This window comes from Mycobacterium gordonae (assembly GCF_017086405.1).
In the GTDB taxonomy this organism is placed as follows: domain Bacteria; phylum Actinomycetota; class Actinomycetes; order Mycobacteriales; family Mycobacteriaceae; genus Mycobacterium; species Mycobacterium gordonae_D.
This window is the reverse complement of sequence record NZ_CP070973.1, coordinates 6,535,033-6,555,632: the sequence shown is the minus strand read 5'-3', so window position 1 is coordinate 6,555,632 and position 20,600 is coordinate 6,535,033. Positions and strand designations below refer to the sequence as shown.

General features: G+C 66.1%; 18 protein-coding genes. 10 read left to right on the top strand and 8 right to left on the bottom strand.

The window, feature by feature from the left end:
• The first annotated feature begins 1 nt into the window (after position 1).
• The 6 genes from JX552_RS28215 (at position 2) to JX552_RS28190 (ending at position 5,162) form a co-directional block, all read left to right on the top strand.
• Complete coding sequence (locus JX552_RS28215) at positions 2-1,126, top strand: MlaD family protein (RefSeq protein ID WP_205875071.1); 1,125 nt, start codon at positions 2-4, stop codon at positions 1,124-1,126.
• The gene (locus JX552_RS28210; RefSeq protein ID WP_205875070.1) at positions 1,123-2,127 is read left to right on the top strand and encodes an MlaD family protein; all 1,005 of its coding nucleotides are present in this window, start codon (positions 1,123-1,125) and stop codon (positions 2,125-2,127) included. Before JX552_RS28215 ends, JX552_RS28210 begins: the two co-directional genes overlap by 4 nt.
• A complete protein-coding gene (locus tag JX552_RS28205) occupies positions 2,124-3,089 on the top strand; it encodes an MlaD family protein (RefSeq protein ID WP_205875069.1) in 966 nt (321 codons plus the stop codon). The genes JX552_RS28210 and JX552_RS28205 overlap by 4 nt, the downstream gene beginning before the upstream one ends.
• The gene (locus JX552_RS28200; protein ID WP_205875067.1) at positions 3,086-3,736 is read left to right on the top strand and encodes a hypothetical protein; all 651 of its coding nucleotides are present in this window, start codon (positions 3,086-3,088) and stop codon (positions 3,734-3,736) included. Before JX552_RS28205 ends, JX552_RS28200 begins: the two co-directional genes overlap by 4 nt.
• 36 nt (positions 3,737-3,772) lie before the next feature.
• The gene (locus tag JX552_RS28195) at positions 3,773-4,612 is read left to right on the top strand and encodes a CHAD domain-containing protein (RefSeq protein ID WP_241010751.1); all 840 of its coding nucleotides are present in this window, start codon (positions 3,773-3,775) and stop codon (positions 4,610-4,612) included.
• A gap of 193 nt (positions 4,613-4,805) precedes the next feature.
• Positions 4,806-5,162, top strand: coding sequence for a toxin-antitoxin system HicB family antitoxin (locus JX552_RS28190; protein WP_205875063.1), 357 nt, complete (start codon positions 4,806-4,808; stop codon positions 5,160-5,162).
• 28 nt (positions 5,163-5,190) lie between these two features.
• Here JX552_RS28190 and JX552_RS28185 read toward each other — a convergent pair whose 3' ends face one another.
• Positions 5,191-5,637, bottom strand: coding sequence for a hypothetical protein (locus JX552_RS28185; protein ID WP_241010750.1), 447 nt, complete (start codon positions 5,635-5,637; stop codon positions 5,191-5,193).
• Positions 5,638-5,743: 106 nt separating this feature from the next.
• Positions 5,744-8,788 carry a serine/threonine-protein kinase gene (locus JX552_RS28180; RefSeq protein WP_205875061.1) on the bottom strand — a complete coding sequence of 1,015 codons (3,045 nt, stop codon included), beginning with the start codon at positions 8,786-8,788 and terminating at the stop codon, positions 5,744-5,746.
• 96 nt (positions 8,789-8,884) lie between these two features.
• Between JX552_RS28180 and JX552_RS28175 the strand changes: the two genes are divergently transcribed.
• Positions 8,885-9,727, top strand: a complete 843-nt coding sequence (locus tag JX552_RS28175) for an arylamine N-acetyltransferase family protein (RefSeq protein ID WP_205875059.1) — start codon at positions 8,885-8,887, stop codon at positions 9,725-9,727.
• Here JX552_RS28175 and JX552_RS28170 read toward each other — a convergent pair.
• Genes JX552_RS28170 through fadD3 form a run of 5 tightly spaced genes read right to left on the bottom strand, consistent with a single transcriptional unit; the run spans position 9,692 to position 15,416 of the window.
• Positions 9,692-10,810, bottom strand: a complete 1,119-nt coding sequence (locus tag JX552_RS28170; protein ID WP_431196016.1) for a pyridoxal phosphate-dependent aminotransferase — start codon at positions 10,808-10,810, stop codon at positions 9,692-9,694. The two genes, JX552_RS28175 and JX552_RS28170, sit on opposite strands and share 36 nt — an antisense overlap.
• Positions 10,811-10,854: 44 nt before the next feature.
• Positions 10,855-11,814 carry an acyl-CoA dehydrogenase IpdE2 gene (gene ipdE2 / locus JX552_RS28165; protein WP_205875055.1) on the bottom strand — a complete coding sequence of 320 codons (960 nt, stop codon included), beginning with the start codon at positions 11,812-11,814 and terminating at the stop codon, positions 10,855-10,857.
• A complete protein-coding gene (locus JX552_RS28160) occupies positions 11,814-12,749 on the bottom strand; it encodes an acyl-CoA dehydrogenase family protein (RefSeq protein ID WP_205875054.1) in 936 nt (311 codons plus the stop codon). Before JX552_RS28160 ends, ipdE2 begins: the two co-directional genes overlap by 1 nt.
• Entirely contained in the window at positions 12,749-13,882 is a 1,134-nt protein-coding gene (locus JX552_RS28155) for an acyl-CoA dehydrogenase family protein (protein WP_205875052.1), read from the bottom strand. The genes JX552_RS28160 and JX552_RS28155 overlap by 1 nt, the downstream gene beginning before the upstream one ends.
• 13 nt (positions 13,883-13,895) lie before the next feature.
• Positions 13,896-15,416 (bottom strand): FadD3 family acyl-CoA ligase, encoded by a 1,521-nt coding sequence (gene fadD3 / locus JX552_RS28150; protein WP_205875050.1) that lies wholly within the window; start codon positions 15,414-15,416, stop codon positions 13,896-13,898.
• 87 nt (positions 15,417-15,503) lie between these two features.
• Here fadD3 and ipdE1 point away from each other — a divergent pair, with 87 nt between their 5' ends.
• The 3 genes from ipdE1 to JX552_RS28135 all read left to right on the top strand — a co-directional run bounded on the left by ipdE1 (position 15,504) and on the right by JX552_RS28135 (position 18,753).
• Positions 15,504-16,652, top strand: a complete 1,149-nt coding sequence (gene ipdE1, locus JX552_RS28145; RefSeq protein ID WP_205875049.1) for an acyl-CoA dehydrogenase IpdE1 — start codon at positions 15,504-15,506, stop codon at positions 16,650-16,652.
• Positions 16,649-17,437 carry a (5R,7aS)-5-hydroxy-7a-methyl-1-oxo-2,3,5,6,7,7a-hexahydro-1H-indene-carboxyl-CoA reductase gene (gene ipdF, locus JX552_RS28140; RefSeq protein ID WP_205875047.1) on the top strand — a complete coding sequence of 263 codons (789 nt, stop codon included), beginning with the start codon at positions 16,649-16,651 and terminating at the stop codon, positions 17,435-17,437. Before ipdE1 ends, ipdF begins: the two co-directional genes overlap by 4 nt.
• Before the next feature lie 425 nt (positions 17,438-17,862).
• Positions 17,863-18,753, top strand: a complete 891-nt coding sequence (locus JX552_RS28135; protein WP_205875045.1) for a DUF4878 domain-containing protein — start codon at positions 17,863-17,865, stop codon at positions 18,751-18,753.
• Positions 18,754-18,842: 89 nt separating this feature from the next.
• Here the strand turns inward: JX552_RS28135 and JX552_RS28130 are convergent, their stop codons facing one another.
• On the bottom strand, positions 18,843-20,501 hold the full coding sequence (locus JX552_RS28130) for a PPE family protein (RefSeq protein WP_205875043.1): 1,659 nt from the start codon (positions 20,499-20,501) through the stop codon (positions 18,843-18,845).
• Positions 20,502-20,600: the final 99 nt, after the last annotated feature.

Genomic DNA, 20,600 nt, shown 5'->3' with positions numbered 1-20,600 from the left:
GATGAAGAACAAATCCGCTTGGATCGGTGCCACGGTGTTGGCCGCTATCGTCGGAGTCGTCGCACTCGCGATCACCGGCGCCAAGGCGATGACCCCTGCCACCCGGGCGTTGTGCGCCGAATTCAGCGACGCGGTGGGTCTTTACCCGGGAAACAAGGTGCAATTGCTGGGCATTGATGTGGGATCGGTGACCGCCATCGCCAACAAGCCCGATTACGTGCAAGTGGACTTCACTGTGCCCGGCGACCTCGAGTTGCCGGCGGATGTCGGAGCACTGACGTATTCGCAGTCGATCGTCGCCGACCGGCACGTCGAACTCACCAAGCCCTACGCCGGTGGTCCGAAGTTTTCCGGTGCGCAGTGCATCAAGCTGGAGTCGACCAAGACGCCGATCAGCGTCAGCCAAACCTTCTCTGCGGTAGACAAACTCGCCGGCGCCATCCTGGGTGACGGCCCGGACCCCGCGAAAGCGCCCGGTGCCCAGGCGATCAACCAGAGTCTGGCGGCGCTGAGTCGCTCCCTGGAGGGCACCGGCCCGGAGACCAACCAGACGCTGCGCGATCTGGTGACGCTCGTGGGCGACCCCGGCCATGCCGACACCGAATACCGGCAACTGCTGGCCAACAGCGAGATTCTGACCTCGGACCTGCTGGCGCACTGGGACACCTTCACCACGGTGCTGCAGACCTTGCCCGAAAGCCTGCGGATGATCGAGGGTCTGTCCAATGGATTCGGTTCCGCGCTAGCGCATCTCGCGCACTCACTGCCGCTTCTGGTCGATGCGTTGAACCGCTTCGGGCCCAGGGCCTATAACAACATCGGCGACAGACTGATCCCGTGGCTCAGGGACGTCCTCACCGCCTATACCCCGCAGATCGTCGGCTTCATCAACGCTCTGCCGCCGGTGACCAACTGGATTGCCGCGCAATATCAGCCGGCCTGGGGTACGCACCGTGTCACGTATGTCCCGCCGCAGGTGTCGATGTCACCGTCGCAGGCCGGCGCGATCTGTGCCGTTCTACAGCAGCGGCAGGTGCCCGGCGCCGAGGCGGCCTGCGCACCCGGAGCCAGGTCCGATGCGCTCACCCTCGGTCTGACCGACCTGCTACTCGGGGCGGCATCATGATGCGGCGGTGGCTGGTCGGGGTGTCGGTGGCCTGCGCGTGCCTGCTGTCGGGTTGTTCGCTTGACCCGACGCGTCTACCGGTTCCAGGGGCCTACGTGCCGATCGACAAGTACAGCATCAAAATCGAGTTCTCGAGTGTGCTGAATCTGCCGGCGCGGGCCAAGGTGGACCTCGGCGGTGTCCAGGTGGGTATCCTGGACCGGGTACAGTTGGTGGGCAGCACGGCCGTCGCCTACGTCGACGTCGACAATAGCGTCAAGCTGCCCCAGAACACCCGAGCCGAGTTGCGTCAGGCTACGGTGTTGGGCGACATCTACATTGCGCTGTTGCCGGCGGAGCGCCCGGCACCTACCCAGCTGCACGAGGGCGACACCATACCGCTGCGCAATACCGTGCCGGCGGACAACGTCGAAGACATTTTGCGCTCGGTCTCGACCCTGGTGTCCGGCGGGTCACTGAACACGCTGGAAGAGTCGGTGGCCAATTTCAACAAGGCCTTCTCGAAAGATCCGGTCGAGTTGGACCGGATGCGTCAGAAGCTCGCCGGAATGTTGCGCGACCTGGCGGCCAACCAGGACAAGATCGACGAGATCCTAACCAGCACACAACGTGTCAGCAACGACTTGCTGGCCGAGACCGGGGCCTTCGACCGGCTGATCAATGAGGGGCCGGTGCGACTGCGGGCGATGTCTGCCGTACTGCCCGGCATCGTCCACTTGCTGGTATGCGCACAGGATCTGGGCCGTTACGGCGGAGAGTTGTTCGTACCGAACACGCCCGATTTCCTGCAGATGCTGTCTTACATCACGCCTACGGTTCGAACCATCGCTGCTGCCGACACCTCACTGCCTGCGATGACCGAGAAGATGGTCGCGCTGATCCGCGACAAACTCATCCCGTTCTACAGCAACGGTAGTCCACGGTTGAGCGTGTCGGTCGACCCGGGAACCCGCGCGGACGAGGCGATTTCGGCGATGCGGACGATGGGTATGCTGCCATGAAATTCAATGCCGGGGTAACCGTAGCGGTTCTCGTGATCGCAACGCTGTTGGGGGCGGGGTATTTGACGTTTGGGGTGCTCAAGGTGGAACCTACGGCCCAGCCCACCCGGCTCACGCTGATGCTCGACACTTCCGGTGGGTTGATGCCGACGTCGCAGGTGACGATGCGGGGTATCAGGGTCGGCAAGGTGTCGGGGATCCACACCACCCCAAGCGGATTGAAGGTGTCGATCGACCTCGACCCGGGGCATTCGATCCCCGCGGACAGCGCGATCAGCATCCAGAACCTGTCACTTGTCGGCGAGCAGTACATCGACTTCAAGCCGCAACATATCGCCCCGCCCTACCTCAGCGACGGCACCGTGATCCCCGCCGAGCGGGTGGCCTCCGCCGTTACGGTGAGCGACCTGCTCACCAAGGCCAATGCGTTGCTGTCGGTGCTCAACCCGACGTACGTGAACAACATCGTCGGCACCGTGTCGCAGGTGTTCTCCGGCAACGACGCCGCCATCGACTCGTTGGCGGCCACCGCGGGCGGGGTGGCCAAGATCGAGCGGGACAACAAGCAGATCCTGGCTGCGCTGTTCGGCAACCTCGCCACATTGACCACCAACATCAGCGAGCAGGACGTCGGCGGAGTGCTCAGCCGCAGCGGAAAGATGCTGCCGAGCTCGATCTTGGCGCTGGCCAGGCTGACCCACGAGGTCGACGTGTACGCCCATTCCGGTGATGGCGTGTTCGCCCCCGGCGCACCGGTCCCCACCTTGGTGGCCAACCTCCGGCGATACCTCGACATGCTGTCGGGACCGCTGAGCACCTTTGCCGCGGCATTGGAGCCGGCGACCGCGCCGCTGCGCGGATTCAAGGTCGACGCGGGGCATTTCGTCGACATGTGGGAGTCAACTTTCAGCGATGCAGGCGAGGTTCGCGTGCAGGTGAGCGTTCCGGAGGGACACCGATGAGTGACACGTTGATTGATGAGAAAGAGACGCTCGACGAGATCGAGATTGCTGTGGAGGTCACAGCGGCCGCCGAGTCGCGGCCGAATCGATTGCGCGACAAGCGGTACTGGCTGGTCGCGCTGGCTCTGGTCGCGGTTGTCGCGGCCGGGTGGTTCGCGTTCGACAAGTATCGCAGCGTGAGCGGTGAGCTGGCTGCTCTGCAGCAGACCCAGGCCGATAGCGATGCGGCGGCCAAGCTCGCCAGGGACTACGCGCTGAAATCTCTGACCTACACCTTCGAGGACCCCGACGCCTTCTTCCGATCGGTCGAAGAGGGTGTGTCGCAGACACTCAAGGACAAGTACCTCAACGCCACCGAACTGCTCAAGGGCATCATGACGCAGGCGCAGGTGACGTCCTCGGGTGAGGTGCTGGCCACTGACGCGGTGGCCCAGCCCGGGCAGGTCTACCAGGTGGTGGTGTCGGCCGCGCAGACGACCCGCAACCTGCAGAACCCGAAGTCGCGGGTGTCGCTCATCCTGCTGCAGGTCACCGTCAACAAGGTGGGCGGTCAGTGGCAGGTCTCCGATATCGGGCCCAAGACCGGCAGCCACACCGGTGCGGACCCGATCGGCCCGCTCGACCCGGGGCAGGTGCCGGGCCGGTGAGGTTTGGCGGCCGCGTATGCGGCAATGCTTCGCGGTGTGGCGAACCAAGCTTGTGACACGGTCGTCGATTATCTGAGCGCGCAGCTCGACCAGGTATTCGCGGGTTTGGTGGGGCTTCGCGAAGGTGACGATCCCATCCACGACACTCGGGTGGCGATCCGGCGGCTGCGCAGCACCCTGCGGGTATTCGGCAAGGTGATGGACGCAGCGGCCGTCGGCGACCTGGACGAGGAACTGAAGTGGTTCGCCGGCCTGCTCGGTGAGGTCCGCGACTGTCAGGTCCAGTTGCGCCGCTTCACCGCGGCGCTCGACGAACTGCCCGACGAGCTGGTGCTGGGCCCGGTCAAGTCACGCATTCGCAATGACCTTCGCGCCGTTGAACTTCCCGCCCGCAATCGGGTGGGCGCGGAGATGGAGTCGACCCGTTACCAGGCTTTGCTGGCGGTGCTGCGGGATTGGCGGGTGAGGCCGCCCGTGGCCGCGGGAGTAAGCCGCAAAGACTTGCGCAAGAGAGCGTCCCGGGCCGCGCATAAGGCGGACCGGCGATTGGCGGCCGCGCTCGAAGATGGTTCCGGCGACATGCTGCACAGGGCCCGCAAGTCGGCGAAGCGCGCTCGCTACGCCGCCGAGCTGCGAAAACCCGTGGATCGGCGGGCGAGACGAGTTGTTCGGCATTACAAGCAGATACAAACCGTGCTCGGTGATCATCAGGATGCCGTGGTGGCTACCGAGGTGTTGCGCCGGATGGCGGCGGTGGCGGGAACGACGCCAGGGGAGAACGGGTTCACCTTCGGCTTGCTCTATGCGCGCGAGGAGCGGATCGCGTCCGAGTCGAGGTCACACTTGTCACTTCTGCATCTGCATTCCGGGGCATGACATCGTCTGAAACGTGATATCGCCGGCAATATCACGTCCGCGGGCATGGATCTGATATCACCGGCGATATCGACTTCGCGAGGGACTTGTGCCCTGGCTTTCCGCTGCCAAAGTGACTGCTGTGATCGCGCCGGACCCACCGGCCATCGCCAGTGACTGGTGAGATCAGCGTCGCCGTGCTACCCAGTTCGACGTGAACCGCTACACATTCCGCGTCGAGTGGTGTCCGGAATACGACGCGTACCTTGCTAAGTGCCTTGAGTTACCGTTTCTGACCGAACGCGCGCCGCTGGCTCAGCAGGCCGTCGCGCTGGCGGCGGAGGCAATCGAACGGCACCTAGAGACCTGCCGAGAAGAAGGCAGCGAGGCGCCGCCGCCACTGACCGAGCGTGACCACAGCGGTACTTTCGTCGTGCGAACATCGCGCGCGTTACACACCCGGCTCGTCATCGAAGCAAACGAACAGGGCGTGTCGATGAATCACTGGGTGGTGCAACAGCTTTCGGGACGTCAGTCGAAGGGTAGCTTCGGCGAACTCTTTTTCGACTGACGGCCCGGTACGCCAGCGGTGCCACCGGTCAGGTGCGCGCCCCGCGGAAGTGATCGGTGTCGCCGTAGGAACCTTCGCGGGTCACAATGTCGTCGCGGGTCTGCGACTGCTCGGCGTTCTCCAGCCTGGTGTTCGGGTCGATGGTGTCGGCCCGCTTCCACTGCTCGTCGAGCTGTTCGCGCGACGTGGCGGCCTCGCTCTGATGGGCGGCTGCGCGATCCTGCAGGCGCTTGGCCTCGGCGGCCTTGGCCTCCGCCTCGGCTTGGGCGGCACGGGCCCGCGCGGCGGTCTCCTCGGCCAGCGCCTCGCGGCGCTCCAGGCGGGCGGACTCCACTCTGGCCTGCTCGCGTATCTCCTCGGCTTGCTGAATCTGCCGACGCCGTTTTGCCTTGGTGGACAAGACGATCAAGCCAACGATCACCGCGACGACGACTAGCGCGGCGATCACGATCAAGACGATAGTGCCGGTACTCATGGGGAGCTCCAGTGATAGGACGGTTTGCTGTTGTGCGGTGGCCGTCTGCAGGCCGTCTGGAGCGAATCCCCATATTCCACAAAAATAAAACAAGCACCGGGAAGTGCTACATGAAGTCCAGTGCCTCAACCGTCGCGGTACCGCCCTCGTGCGACGGCCGGTTTGCGCCGCCGATCACGTAGATCGTGCTACCAACCGTCGCGACCGCCTCGCCGTGGCGCGCGGTCGGCATCGGCGGCAACGTCGACCATTTGCCGTCGGCGATGTCATAGGCCTCCACCACGGCCAGCACCTGGGTCGGTTCCTCACCGCCGACCGCCACGACCCGGCCGTCGATGAACGTCGCGCCGTAACTTCCACGCGGCGTCGGCATGTCGACCAACTTGGTCCAGGCATCCGCTTGCGGGTCGTAGCGCTCGAAGGCGGCGGAATTCTTGTCGGCCGACAGGAACCGGCCGCCGACGGTGTACACATAGGTGCCGTCCGACACCGCCGCAAGGTGCTCCCGCGGGGTCGGCATGTTCGCCGCGTCCTTCCACGAGTTGCCGTCGAAGACCTCGGTCTGGGGCACCACTTGCTTGGCGTTCTGCCCACCGACTACCACGAGCTTGTCGCCGACCACCGCGGCGGCCGGCGCGGCCCGCGGGTGGGTGAGGCTCGCCAACTCAACCCAGCTCCCGCCACGCAACGCGAAGACCTTGTTAGAGGCGTCGGCGATGTTGTCGCTGGCACCGCCGAGCACCACCACCTCGTTGCGGTACGTGGCCGCTGCGGCGTGGTGCAGCGGGATGGGCAATGGCGGCCCGGTTTCCCAGACGCCGCTGCGCGGGTCGTAGCTTTCGACCGTGGTCAGGACCGATCCGTTGTAGAGCCCGCTGATCAGCCAGATCTTGTCGCCCTGCACCGTCCAAGCCATCATCAGCCGGGGACTCTTCGCGTCCGGCAGGCTGCGCCATTGGGCGGCGGGCTGAGTCTTGCGGGCCGGCAACGTCAACGCTTCGGCCGACGACACCACCTGCTGGTCACCCGGCCCGCTCGCGCCGCCGATCGCGTAGACCGTCTTCTCCACCGCGGCCACGGCCATCCCGTGCCGTGCGCTCGCCATGTCGGGCAGAGAATCCCAGTTCTTCGCCATGAGGTCGAACACCGACACGCTCTTGAGCACCTCGCCGCCGGACAAGCCGCCGGCCGCGACCAGACGTCCGTCGGCGATCGCCACGCCGAGATCGCTGCGGGGCCGTGGCAACGGCGGCAACGTCGTCCATGTTTTCGCGTCCGGGTCGTATGCCTCCACCGCGGCCGAATCGGTGCTGCCGCTGGCTCCGCCGACCGCGTACACCAACTTGCCGTTGGTGGCTGCGGCGAGCAACTGCCTCGGCGTCGGCAGTGGAGCGCCTAGCGTCCACGAATTACCGTCGAAGACTTCGGTCGTGTTCAGCAGCGCGCCGCCGGCGTCCACACCACCGGTCACGATGATCCGGTCGCCGACCACCGCCGCGGCCGCGGCGGCCCTGGGCTGCAGCAGGTGTGGCAACTCCACCCAGTGGCTATTGACCACCCGCCAAACCTGATCGGTCGCAACAGGTTTGGTACCGGTCGTCTTCCAGCCGCCGAGCACCACCGGGTTGCCCTGCCACGTCACCGCCATAGCGCGCTGAACCGGGACCGGAAGGTCGTCGCCGCCCTTCCATTCGTCGATGGCCGGGTCGTATCCCTCGTGGCGTCCGGTGACGTTGCCGTCGCTTCCGACGCCGCCGAAGATCCAGATGGTGCCATCGGATTGCGTCGTCGCCACCGCATCGCGGGCGATCCGCGCATTGGTAATGGGTTTCCACACCACCGGCGCCTGAGTCCGCGACTGGCTATTGGCGGTGGTGTTCTTCTTGTCGTCGGGCATCGCAAGGAACACTCCGCCGGCGACCAGCAGCAGGACCACCAGGATCGCCGCCCCGATCAGCAGAAACTTCTTGTTGCTCGCCGCCCTGGCGGGGGGAGTGGCCGACGCCGGTGCCGGCGGGACCTGGGCCTGCCTGTGGGTGCCGTGCGCATCGCGCAGCATTCGCGCGGCTTCGGCAGGGTTCTCCGCGACGCCGGGCTCGGCGGCCGGCGGAGGGATCGAACGGCTGATCGCGGACGTGGGGCCTTCAAAAACTGCGTCCCGGCGCGGCGGCGGGATTTGCCGTGTCTCGCCGGTCCCCGCCGGCGGGCTCGCCGAGACGCCCGGCCCCGCGATGGACGTGCGCCCGGTGTTGTCGCCCATACTGGTGATGGCCATCGCGTCGGGCTTCAATCCGCTGGCGCGCTGCGCGGCCTGCAACTCACGCCCGAATTCCTCGGCGGACGCCGGCCGCTTCTCCGGATCGATTGACATCGCATGCTCGATCGCCGAACACACGGCGTCGGGGATCCCGTCTGGCCGCATGTCCGGGATGCCAGTGGAACTGATCCGCAGATACTGGGCAATTAGGTCTTCGCCCTTGCGACGCTCATGCGCGGCATTGCCGGCGATCAGCGCGTAGATCGTGGCCCCCAGCGAATAGATGTCAGCGGCGACCGTGGCGGGGTTACCGGTCATCACCTCCGGAGCGGTGTAGTCGATCGTGCCGGAGAAGAACCCGGTCGCGGTCTCGTATCCGCCTTCGATGTGGGCGATGCCGAAGTCGCTCAACTGCGGCTCGCCGTAATCGTTGATGAGCACGTTCGCCGGCTTGATATCGCGGTGCAGGGTGCCGTTGCGGTGCGCGGTTTCCAGTGCCCCGCAGAGCTTCACCCCGATACGCAGCGCCTCGGGCCATGGGATGGGCCCCTCATGGCGCAGCCGGACCGCGAGGGAATCCGCGGCGTGGTAGGGCATGACGATGTAGGGGCGGTTGCTGATGGTCATCCCGACGCGCAGGATGTGCACGATGTTCGGATGCCCGGAGAGCCCGCCCATCGCGTAGCCCTCCCGCAGAAAGCGCTCCCGGCTCTCCTCGTCGAAGTGGGACGGCAACACCTTCACCGCGACGTTTCGTCCCAGTGCCGTCTCGTAGCAGCGGTAGATCACCCCGGCGCCACCACGGCCGACCTGTCGGGCATCCTCGAATCCGGCCGCGGTGAGTTCGTCTGCGATGCCGCCTGTTACGGGCGCGCCGTCGGATTCCTCAGGCATGTGCTGGTGCTTCCCCTCCGCAGCGATGGACGTTTCGCGACGTCAACAGTAGCGAACCCGACCCTAGGTAGTCGCGGTTCAGGTCAGAATGGCTTCATGGCAGTAGATCTGAGCGCATACTTCGACAGGGTCGGCTACGACGGGGCCACCGAGCCGACCCTGGACGTGCTGCAGGCTCTGGTGACCGCCCACACCCGCACCATTCCGTTCGAGAACCTCGACCCGTTCATGGGCCTGCCGGTCGCCGATCTTAGCGTGGATGCGTTGAGCGACAAGCTGGTTCGTCGGCGCCGCGGCGGCTACTGCTACGAGCAGAACGGTCTGTTGGGCCATGTGCTGGCTCAACTGGGTTTCCAGGTTCGCCGGTTCGGGGGTCGCGTGGTGTGGATGAATCCGCCGGATGCGCCGGTTCCCGCTCAGACCCACACCCTGCTCGCGGTGACCTTCCCCGGTAGCGAGGGACCGTATCTGGTCGATGTCGGGTTCGGCGGCCAGACACCCACCTCGCCGCTGCGGATGGCGATCGGCGGGGTGCAGCAGACGATGCATGAGCCGTTCCGGCTGGAAGATCGTGGCGACGGGTTGGTTCTGCAGGCCCAGGTCCGTGACCAATGGCAGTCGCTGTACGAGTTCACCACGCAGACCCGCCCGGAAATCGATCTGACCGTGGGCAGCTGGTACGTCTCCACACACCCGTCCTCGCATTTCGTGACCGGTCTGATGGTGGCCGCGGTCACCGACGACGCCCGGATGAACCTGGCCGGTCGCATCCTGACGATCCACCGCGCCGACGGCAGCGCGAAGACCGTGCTCGGCGACGCGGCCGCGGTGGTGGATATCGTGCGCACCCGGTTCGGTATCGATGTGCCCGACCCGGGTGGCCTCGAAGCCCGGCTGGACGCGCTACTGGCTCGGCAACCAGGCGCCGATTCGGCGTAGGGCGGCTTCGATATCGCTCGTGGGCCCGGCGAACGACAACCGGACGTAGGAGTTGCCCCGGGCCGGATCGAAATCGATGCCAGGGGCGATGGCTACACCGGTTTCGTTCAGCAGCTTCGAGCAGAACGTCAACGAGTCGGTGGTGAAGTCCGAGACATCGGCGTAGACGTAGAACGCGCCGTCGGTCGGCGCCAGCCGGTCGACGCCAATTCGGCGCAGGCCGTCCAACAGCATCGAGCGGTTGACCGAATAGTGATGCAGGTTCGCCTCGGCCTCGGCTATCGACTCGGGGCTGAAGGCCGATACCGCGGCGATCTGCGACAGCACCGGCGGACAAATGGTGAAGTTTCCGGTGAGGCAGTCCACCGCGCGGCGCAGCTCGGTGGGCACCACCAGCCAGCCGAGCCGCCACCCGGTCATGGCGAAGTACTTGGAGAAGCTGTTGACGATCAGCGCGTTTCGCGATGTCTGCCATGCGCAGCTGGTCTGCGGCGCGCCGTCGTAGACCAGGCCGTGGTAGACCTCGTCACTGATCAGCCGCACCCCGGACTGGTCGCACCACGAGGCGATGGCGGCCAGTTCTTCTGGTGGTATCACGGTGCCGGTGGGATTGGCCGGACTGGCCACGATGACGCCCTTGACCGGGGGATCCAGGTCGGCGAGCAGCTGCGCAGTGGGCTGGAACCGGGTCTGCGGCCCGCAGGGAATTTCCACCACCTCACATCCCAACGCCGACAGGATGTTTCGGTAGCACGGGTAGCCGGGGCTGGCCATCGCCACCCGGTCGCCGACGTCGAAGCAGGCCAGGAACGCCAGCAGAAAGCCGCCCGAGGAACCGGTGGTGATCACCACCGCATCGGCCTCGACAGAAATACCGTGCTGGCGCCGATAATCCGCGGCGATTGCGGCACGCAGCTCCGGAATGCCCAGCGCCACGGTGTAGCCCAGTTGGTTGAGATGCAGCGCCGCAGCGGCGGCGGCGCGCACCGGTTCCGGGGCGCCCACGCTGGGCTGTCCGGCGGACAGGTTCACCAAGTCGCCGTGGGTGCGCTGGCGCTCGGCCGCCGCCAGCCACACGTCCATCACGTAGAACGGCGGTATGCCGGCTCGCTGGGCGACGTGCTGGTTCACGATGTCGAGAGTACTTCGGATTCCAATCGGCCCAGCAGCTGTCGCGGCGAGTCAAGCAGATGGGCACTGCCATGAGCCCGTTTGAAATACAGATGCATGTCGTGTTCCCAGGTGATCGCGATACCGCCGTGCAGCTGGATACCTTCGGCCGCAACGGCGTTCAGCGCTTCGGTGGCCGCCAGTCGGGCGGTGGCGGCGTTGGTCGGGGTGGGCGCGGCGCAGGCGTCGTCGACGACGGCGCGAGCCGCGCTGACCGCGACGTAGAGGTCGGCCATCCGATGCTTGAGCGCCTGGAAGCTGCCGATGGGCCGGCCGAACTGCACCCGGCTCTTGGTGTACTCGACGGTGAGGTCAAGGCATCGCTCCGCGGCACCGATCTGCTCGGCGGCCAACAGTATTGCCGCGAAGTGGGACAGCCCCGGATCGTCGCCCACCGGCCGGGTGTCCTCGGGCTCAAGTCGAGCGAGCCGGCGGGTGACGTCCATAGTGGCGACGGGCTCGGCGCTGAACCCGGTCCACCTGGTCAGCTGACCATCGGTGGCGGCGACCACGACGTCGGCGATTTCGCCGTTGACCACATAGCCCGGGTCGAGCACTAATGCCCCGATGGACGTGCCTTCGGCGAGTGCGGTCAGCGTGTCGGCATCGGGTTCGGTGCCGGCGAGCAGCGCCAGTTCGGCCAGCGTGGTGCCCAGTAGCGGGGACGGCACCAGGGCGCGCCCGAGTTCCCGCAGAACCGTTGCCGCATCGGCCAGTTCGCCACCGGCCCCGCCCAGCTCCTCGGGGACCACCAGAGCCGCCGCGCCGACCTGCTCGCACAACAGCTGCCACAGCGACTCGTCATAGCCGCGCTCGGACTCGATCGCGGCGCGTACCGCTGCCGGGCCGGCGTGTTTGGCCACCAGGGCCGCAACGGTTTCGCGCAGCATTTCCCGTTCGTCTGACGACGTGCTCATCAGAGCGCCTCCAACACTCGGCGTCGGTGCGATTGCGTTGTGCCCCAGGCGGACCGCAGGGCCTGCACGCGCAGCAGCAACAGCGACAGATCGTGTTCCTGGGTGAAGCCGATGGCGCCGTGCGTCTGCAGGGCCGAGCGCGCAGCGAGCAGACCAGCCTCGCCGGCGGCGACCTTGGCGGCGCTGACGTCGCGCGGTTCCAGTGACACCGCCGCGCCGTACACCAGCGGCCGGGCCAGTTCGATCGCGATGTGCACGTCGGCGAGCTTGTGTTTGATCGCCTGATACGAGCCGATCAGCCGTCCGAACTGGGTCCGCTGTTTCGCGTAATCGACACTGCCCGCCAGCAGTGCCTCGGCCGCGCCGATCAACTGCGCGGCGGTGGCCAACGCGCCGAACTCGTAGGCCTTTTCGGTATCCGCCGACCAGGCTGCACCGGTCGCGGTGACGTCGTGGAGACGGCGGCTGGGATCGACGGAGTCGTGGCGGTCACCCGGTGTGCCCGCGGTGACGCTGCCCTGACCGGCCTGCAGCACCAGAGCGGCGGTGTCGGCGTCGACGGCGCGCGGAACCTCCGGCGGCAGTGCGACGGTGGCGATCAGCTCACCGGCGGCCAGGCCCGCACTGCGCTGGTCGTCGGCTAGCAGAATCGGGGCCACGGCAATGGACTCGGTGACCGGCCCCGGCACGCACCAGTGGCCGAGTCGCTCCATCGCGACCACCAGGTCCACCGGCGAGGCATCGATACCGTCGTACTTCTCGGGCACGATCAGGGCGGTGATGCCGAGGTTGGCCAGTTGCGCCCACACTTTGAGGCCGGGTGCGGTGTCGCCCGCCGACCAGGCGCGCACGGCGGCCGGTAGATCCGCCGCACCCAGGGCCGCGTCGATGCTGGCAGCGAAGTCGCGCTGCTGCGCGTCCAGTGCGAAGTCCATCAGCGCTTCTCCCGGGGTAGGCCGAGCAGTCGTTCGGAGATGATATTGCGCTGAATCTCGTTGGTGCCGGCGTAGATCGGACCGCCGAGCGCAAACAGCAGGCCATCGGTCCACGGGCCGACGAGCTCGGCGTCTGCGCCGCGGATGTCCAGTGCGGTCTGGTGCAGCTCCACATCCAGGTCCGACCAGAACACCTTGGTGACCGAGGACTCCGCGCCCAACTCGCCGCCGCTGGTCAGCCGGGTGACGGTCTCGAACGTCTGCAGGCGGTAGGCCTGTGCCTTGATCCAGCCGTCAGCCACGCGGTCGGCGAACTCTGGAGGCGAGCCGCTGTCTTTCCATAGTCGCACCAGGCGTTCGGCGGCCGCGAGGAATCGGGCCGGGCTGCGTAGCGACATGCCACGCTCATTGCTGGAGGTGCTCATAGCCGCCCGCCAACCGTCGTTCGGGTCGCCGATGACGTCGTCATCGGGCACGAAGACGTCGTCGAGGAAGATTTCGCCGAAGCCGGTGTCACCACCGAGTTGGACGATCGGGCGCACCGTGCTGCCCGGTGCCGTGAGGTCGAACATGAAGTAGGTCAGCCCGTTGTGGCGCTGCGCGGACGGGTCAGAGCGGAACAATCCGAATCCCATGTCGGCGAACGGCGCCCTAGAGCTCCAGATCTTCTGACCGTTGAGCAGCCAGCCGCCGTCGGTCTTGGTGGCGGTGGAGCGCAGCGATGCCAAATCGCTGCCGGATTCCGGCTCCGACCATGCCTGCGCCCAGATCTGTTCGCCGCTGGCCATTTTCACCAGAATCCGGTCCAGCTGCTCTTGGGTGCCGTGCGCAAACAGGGTGGGCGCCAGCATCGAGGTGCCATTCGCGCTGGCCCGACCGGGCGCACCGGCGCGGAAGTACTCTTCTTCATAGACCACCCAGTGCAGTAGCGGCGCATCGCGGCCACCGTATTTCGCGGGCCAGTTGATCACCGACAGGCCCGCGTCGAACAGCACCTTGTCCCAAAGCCGATGCTGGGCGAAGCCTTCGGCATTGTCGTAGGACTTTGTCGGGATGGACTCCCGATTGGCCGCGAGAAACTCGCGCACCTCGGCCTGGAAGGCCAGCGTTTCTTCGTCGAATATCAGGTCCACTTCAGGTCCAATCTCAGGCCATGTCTCGCAGTTGTGGTTTGACCACCTTGCCGCCGGCATTGCGCGGCAGCCCGTCGACGAACCGCACCGAGCGCGGTGCTTTGAAGTTCGCCAAATGCTCTCGGGTGTAGGCGATTACCGATGCCTCGTCCAGTTCGGCGCCAGGCCGCGTGACGACGAACGCCCGTCCCACCTCACCGAGCCTCGGGTCGGGCACGCCGATCACCGCGGCGTCGGCGACACCGTCCATCCGGGCCAGCACCTGCTCGATCTCGGCGGGGTAGACGTTGAACCCGCCGCAGATGTACATGTCCTTGAGGCGGTCGGTGATGCGCAGGTTGCCGGCGTCGTCGACGACGCCGATGTCACCGGTGTGCAGCCAACCGTCGGAATCTATTGCTGCAGAAGTCGCTTCGGGATCATCGAGGTAACCCAACATCACATTGGGTCCACGCAGCAGCACTTCACCTGTTTCGTCGATGCGTAATTCGAAGTCGGCGAAGGGGCGCCCGCAGGTGGTGGCCACCGTCACCGCGTCGTCCTCGGCGCGGCACATGGTTCCCATGCCGTTGGCCTCCGTCAGGCCGTAGGCGGTCAGCACGATGTCGATGTCGAGTTCGGACTGCATGCGCTCGACCAGCACTACGGGCACGGTGGCCGCACCGGTGACCGCGAACCGCAGCGAGCTCAGGTCGTAGTCACCACGGGCGGGGTGATCGAGCAGGGTCTGGTAGATCGTGGGCGGCCCGGGCAACACGGTGATGCGGTGTTGCTCGATGGCTTGCAGGGCGCGCAGCGGGTCGAAGGTCAGATGGGGGATCAGCGTTGCGCCGGTCTGCAGGCAGGCCAGGATGCCGGCCTTGTAGCCGAAGTTGTGAAAGAACGGGTTGATGCACAGGTAGCGGTCGGCGCTGGTGATTTTGCCGTTGGCGGCCCAGGATGCCGACGCGGCCAGCGACTGCCGGTGCGCGCACAGCACGCCTTTGCTGCGGCCCGTGGTGCCGGAGGTGAACAGGATGTCACTGACGTCGTCGGGGGCGACGGCGGCGCTGCGCGCCGGGACCGGGTCGAGGTCGACGCCCCGGGCGATGAAGTCGTCCCAGTTCCCGTCAGCCTCCTCGATCGGAATCCGCACGATGTGCCGCAGCGCGGGCAGCCCGTCGCGGTCCAGGTTCGCGGCCCGGTCGGCACCGAGGAACTTGCCCGCTGCGAACAGCACCGGCGCTTCGGTGCGCGCGATGATGTCGGACGCCTCGGCCGCGGTGTATCTCGTGTTCAGCGGCACCATCGCCGCTCCGGCGTGATGGCTGGCCAGACACGCCACCACCCAATGCCAGGTGTTGGGCGACCAGATGGCTACCCGGTCCTTCGGCTTGACGCCGAGCGAGACGAGCGCGGCCGCCGCTCGGTGCACCTCGGCCCGCAGCTCAGCGGCGGTGAAGCTGCGGTCATCGGTGATCAGCGCGGGGTGGTCGGGGAGCTCGCGCGCGAATCGATCCAGCGCCGCGGGAATCGTGCGCGGATCGCTGGACATGGTGGACGCTCCTCCTCAACCGGCCACAGCGGCCTGCTTCGGCGCCGGGCTAACAAAGCAAGTGCTTGGTAGGTTAGCCTACAGGTTATGCAGGACGTCGAAGAGTTCCGGGCCGAGGTCCGCCAGTGGCTCGCCGACAATCTGGTCGGCGAATTCGCGGCGCTGAAGGGTCTCGGCGGGCCGGGTCGAGAGCACGAAGCCTTCGAAGAACGCCGCGCGTGGAACCAGCACCTGGCGAAGGCGGGTCTGACCTGTCTGGGCTGGCCGGTGGAACATGGCGGCCGTGGGTTGTCGACCGCGCACCGGGTGGCGTTCTACGAGGAGTATGCCCTCGCCGACGCCCCGGACAAGGTCAACCACTTCGGTGAAGAGCTGCTGGGTCCGACGCTGATCGCTTTCGGGACTCCAGAGCAGCAACAGCGCTTCCTGCCGCACATCCTCGATGTGACCGAACTCTGGTGCCAGGGCTACTCCGAGCCCGGCGCCGGCAGCGACCTTGCGAATGTCTCGACCACCGCCGAACTCGACGGCGACCAGTGGGTGATCAACGGCCAGAAAGTGTGGACGTCCCTGGCGCACCTCTCGCAGTGGTGCTTCGTGGTCGCGCGCACCGAGAAGGGCTCCAAGCGGCACGCCGGATTGTCGTATCTTCTTGTGCCACTGGATCAGCCCGGTGTCCAGGTGCGGCCGATCATCCAGATCACTGGCACTGCTGAGTTCAACGAGGTCTTCTTCGACGACGCCCGGACCGACGCGTCGATGGTGGTCGGTCAGCCCGGCGACGGATGGCGGGTCGCCATGGGAACGCTGACCTTCGAGCGCGGCGTCTCGACTTTGGGCCAGCAGATCGTCTATGCCCGTGAGCTTTCCAATCTGGCCAAGCTGGCCCAGCGCACCGGTGCGGCTGACGATCCGTTCGTCCGGGAGCGGTTGGCTCGTGCGTGGACCGGGTTGCGCGCCATGCGGTCCTATGCCCTAGCGACCATGGACGTCGAGCAACCCGGTCAGGACAACGTGTCAAAGTTGTTGTGGGCCAACTGGCATCGCTCGCTCGGCGAACTGGCCATGGACGTGATCGGCAAGCCGGGGTTGGTGTTGGACGACGGTGAGTTCGACGAATGGCAGCGGCTGTACCTGTTCACCCGCGCCGACACCATCTACGGCGGATCCAACGAGATTCAGCGCAACATCATCGCCGAGCGGGTGCTCGGTCTGCCGAGGGAGGTTAAGGGTTGAGCTTGTCCGAGGTGCCGGAGGAAATTGCCGGGCACGGGCTTCTGCAGGGAAAGGTGGTCGTGGTGACCGCCGCCGCGGGCACCGGCATCGGCTCGGCCACCGCGCGCCGCGCGCTGGCCGAGGGCGCCGATGTGCTGGTCTCGGACCACCACGAGCGCAGGCTGGGCGAGACGGCTTCGGAGCTGTCCGCGCTGGGACTGGGCCGGGTGGAGCACGTGGTGTGCGACGTGACATCGACCGCGCAGGTCGACGCGCTGATCTCGTCCTGCACTGCGCGGTTCGGCCGGCTTGACGTGCTGGTCAACAACGCCGGGCTCGGCGGCCAGACGCCGGTGGCCGATATGACCGACGAGGAGTGGGACCGCGTGCTGGACGTCTCGCTGACGTCGGTGTTCCGGGCCACTCGCGCGGCGCTGCGGTACTTCCGGGACGCGCCACACGGCGGCGTGATCGTCAACAACGCCAGTGTGCTGGGCTGGCGCGCGCAGCACTCGCAGTCCCACTACGCCGCCGCGAAGGCCGGCGTGATGGCGCTGACCCGCTGCAGCGCAATCGAAGCCGCCGAGTACGGAGTGCGGATCAACGCCGTGTCGCCCAGCCTCGCGCGCCACAAGTTCCTGGACAAAACCACCTCGGCGGAGCTGCTGGACCGGCTGGAAGCCCAGGAGGCATTCGGGCGCGCCGCCGAGCCGTGGGAGGTTGCGGCCACGATCGCGTTCCTGGCCAGCGATTACTCGAGTTATCTGACCGGAGAAGTGATTTCGGTCTCAAATCAGCACGCTTGATCCGAGGCGTTGAATTTCCGCGCATTTTTGTGTCCGACTGCGCCGTACACTGAAAGTCATTTCAAGTCGCGCTTGGGCTGGTCGGCGCCGTCCGCACCGGGGGGATTGATGCGCAGGATCGTATTGCTGGCAGGAGTCGTGCAGTGAGCTACAGGCCGGATCCGCATCCGTGGGACCACCCGCCCAATCCCGCAGACGGCCCGACTCAGGTCGGCTGGCTACCTCACAACCCGGCGCCTAACCCGCCGGCGTGGCCTGCCCAGCCGAATGCGGGATTTCCGCCGGGCCCGCCTCCGCAGGGCCCGCCGGCTTGGCCGGTGGGGCCTCAGATGCCCGGTCAATTCGGTCCGCCGGCTAACCCCGGACGGCGTAGCCGGAAGCCGCTCATCATCGCGCTATGCGCCATCGCGACCGTGATACTCGCGGTGGTCCTCGTCGTATCGCTGGCATCGACTGGCGACAGCGGATCGGGTAAGGCCGGTGATGCCGTCAAGGGATACCTCGATGCGCTGGCGCGGGGAGACGCCGCCGCTGCTTTGACCTACAGCAGCGATCAACCGGGATCCGACCAATTCCTCACCGACGACATCCTCAAGAAGCAGATTGCCCGCTGGCCTATCAGCGGAGTCAAGATTCTCGGCGACGACTCCGAGCACAGTTTGGGCTTCGCCCGGGTGCACGTAGTGGCGAAGTTCGGTGACAACACCTCCGACGTCACGATGTCGGTCAAGAAGTCCGGCAAAGCGTGGAAGATCGAGCATGCCGCGACCAAGATCGAACCCCTCGGCACCGTGGACAACGACGCGCTCAAGACCCTGCTCTTCTTCGGCAGTCCCGTGGGCACCGCCCCGGTGTATGTGTTTCCGGGCTACATCGACGCGTCGACCAGCAACGCGAACATCGCGGTGAAGCAGAAGAAGCCGTACCTGCTCGACGGGCTCTCGGCGTCGGGTGGCTACTTCAACGACTTCGACTTTGCGCTCAGCGACGCGGGGCAGTCGGCGACGATGTCGGCGATCACAGCGGCGCTGTCCGACTGCACGAAATCCACGCAGTTGGCGCCGCCCAACTGCCCGCAGCGCGCCCGCGATCCCGACGTCGTCGACGGCACCGTCAACTGGGGACCGCCCGACACCACCCAACTCAAGCTCAGCTTTTTCGATCCGTATCGCCTCGAGGCGCGATACAGCGGCGACGTGCTGTTCCCGCTCACGGCCAAGACCAAGTCTGGTGGTGACAAGACCGGCGTCGTCCGGAGTTTCCTGAGCGTCAAATCCGACGTCTCGCAGGAACCGCCGCAGGTGTCCGTTCGCTGAGCTCTCCCGGGGTGCCGCGGGTGCCCAGTATGGTCGCCAATCGGACTGTCGCGCAGTCGATTTCACACTCAGCGTCGGGGTGCGACGTGTTATGTCAGCTGTTTGAGCAGGCTTTCGATGCTGAACAGCCCGGACATGAAGCTGCCGGTGTTCAACAGGCCTGACACGAACTGGCTGACGTTGGGGTTGGGCAACGAACCGGGAACCGCGGTGTTTCCGAAGCCTGACACGAGGCCGTTCGACGTGCCGCCACCAGCCTTGTTGAAGAAGCCGGAGATATTACCGGCGCCGGGCCCGGTGGCAGAGTTGAGGAATCCGGACATTCCCGGACCGGAGTTGCCGAAACCTGACTGGGTGGCGCCGGAATTTGTGGTGAAACCGACGCCGCTGTTCACGTTGCCGGAGTTCCAGAAACCGGTGTTCAACCCACCCGAATTTCCCCAACCAGTGTTCAGTACGCCCGAGTTCCAGAATCCGGTGCTCAGCGTTCCGGCATTTCCGAAGCCGGTGGACTCTGACCCGGTGTTGCCGAAGCCGGTGCTGAAGTTGCCGGCATTCCCGAGGCCGAAGTTGCCCGCACCCGAGTTGCCGAAGCCGAGGTTTCCTTGGCCTGCGTTTCCGATGCCGAAATTGCCGGGCAGGGCGCTCAGGTTGGCGCTGGTGTTGAAGATGCCGACGTTCCCATCGCCGGAATTGAAGAACCCGATGTTGTTGGTCCCCGAGTTGCCGAAGCCGATATTTCCGCTGCCCGAGTTCAACAGGCCGGCCAGGTTGATGCCCATCTGATTGTTGCCGGTCAGACCGATGCCGATGTTGTTGTTGCCCGTATTGCCGAAGCCGAAGTTGCCGTTTCCGGTGTTGCCACCACCGATATTGTTGGAGCCGAAGTTGCCGCCACCCCGGTTGTCGTTGCCGCGGTTCCCCAGGCCCCAGTTGTGATTGCCGGCGTTACCCACGCCGACGTTGTTGCCGGGATTCACATTTGTGGTGGCGTCTCCGGCGTTCCCGAATCCGACATTGCCGTTCGAGACGTTTCCGGAGCCGATGTTGTAGTTGCCATTGTTGCCACTACCGACGTTTCCGGCGGCCGGATTGCCAGGTAAGCCGTTGCCGCCGCCGATATTGCCGCTGCCGTTGTTGCCACTACCGATATTGGCGGCGCCGTTGTTGCCGTTACCGATATTGCCGGTGCCGCCCTTGTTGCCGATCCCCAGATTCGGGAGTGTCGAGAGCAACTGGGCAAACGGGTTCAACTGCGCGGCAGCCGCCGCTGCACTGGCCTGATAGCCCGTCATCGCCGCGACATCGGCTGCCCACATCTCCTCGTACTGAGCTTCCGCGGCGGCGATCGCGGGGCCGAACAGTCCCAGGACGTTCGACCTCACCAATCCGAGGAAGGCATTGCGATTGGCCGCGACGGCCACCGGATGGATGGTCGCCGCGCGAGCTGCCTCGAATGCGCCAGCCACCGCCTGGGCTTGACCGGCTGCCGTCGCGGCACGTGTCGACGCGTCGCTGAGACACTCCGCGTACGAGGCGGCCACCGCTGTCATTGCCGCCGAGGCCGGCCCCTGCCACGCCTGACCGGCCAGTGAGGAGGTTGTGTACGTGAAAAGACCTGCTGCGGCGCCCAGTTCGTCGGACAGCACGTTCCAGCCCGCAGCCGCCTGCGCCATCGGGGCGGAGCCCGCACCGCTGAACATCAGCAATGAATTGAGTTCCGGTGGCAACATCGGATAACTGACCATGGTCGACCTCCAACCTGTTCCACCGGCCGCCATGCAGGAGGCCGTGCCCGAACGGAATCAGGTGTCCGTTGCGATGCTAGGACCTCGATTGGAGTTTTA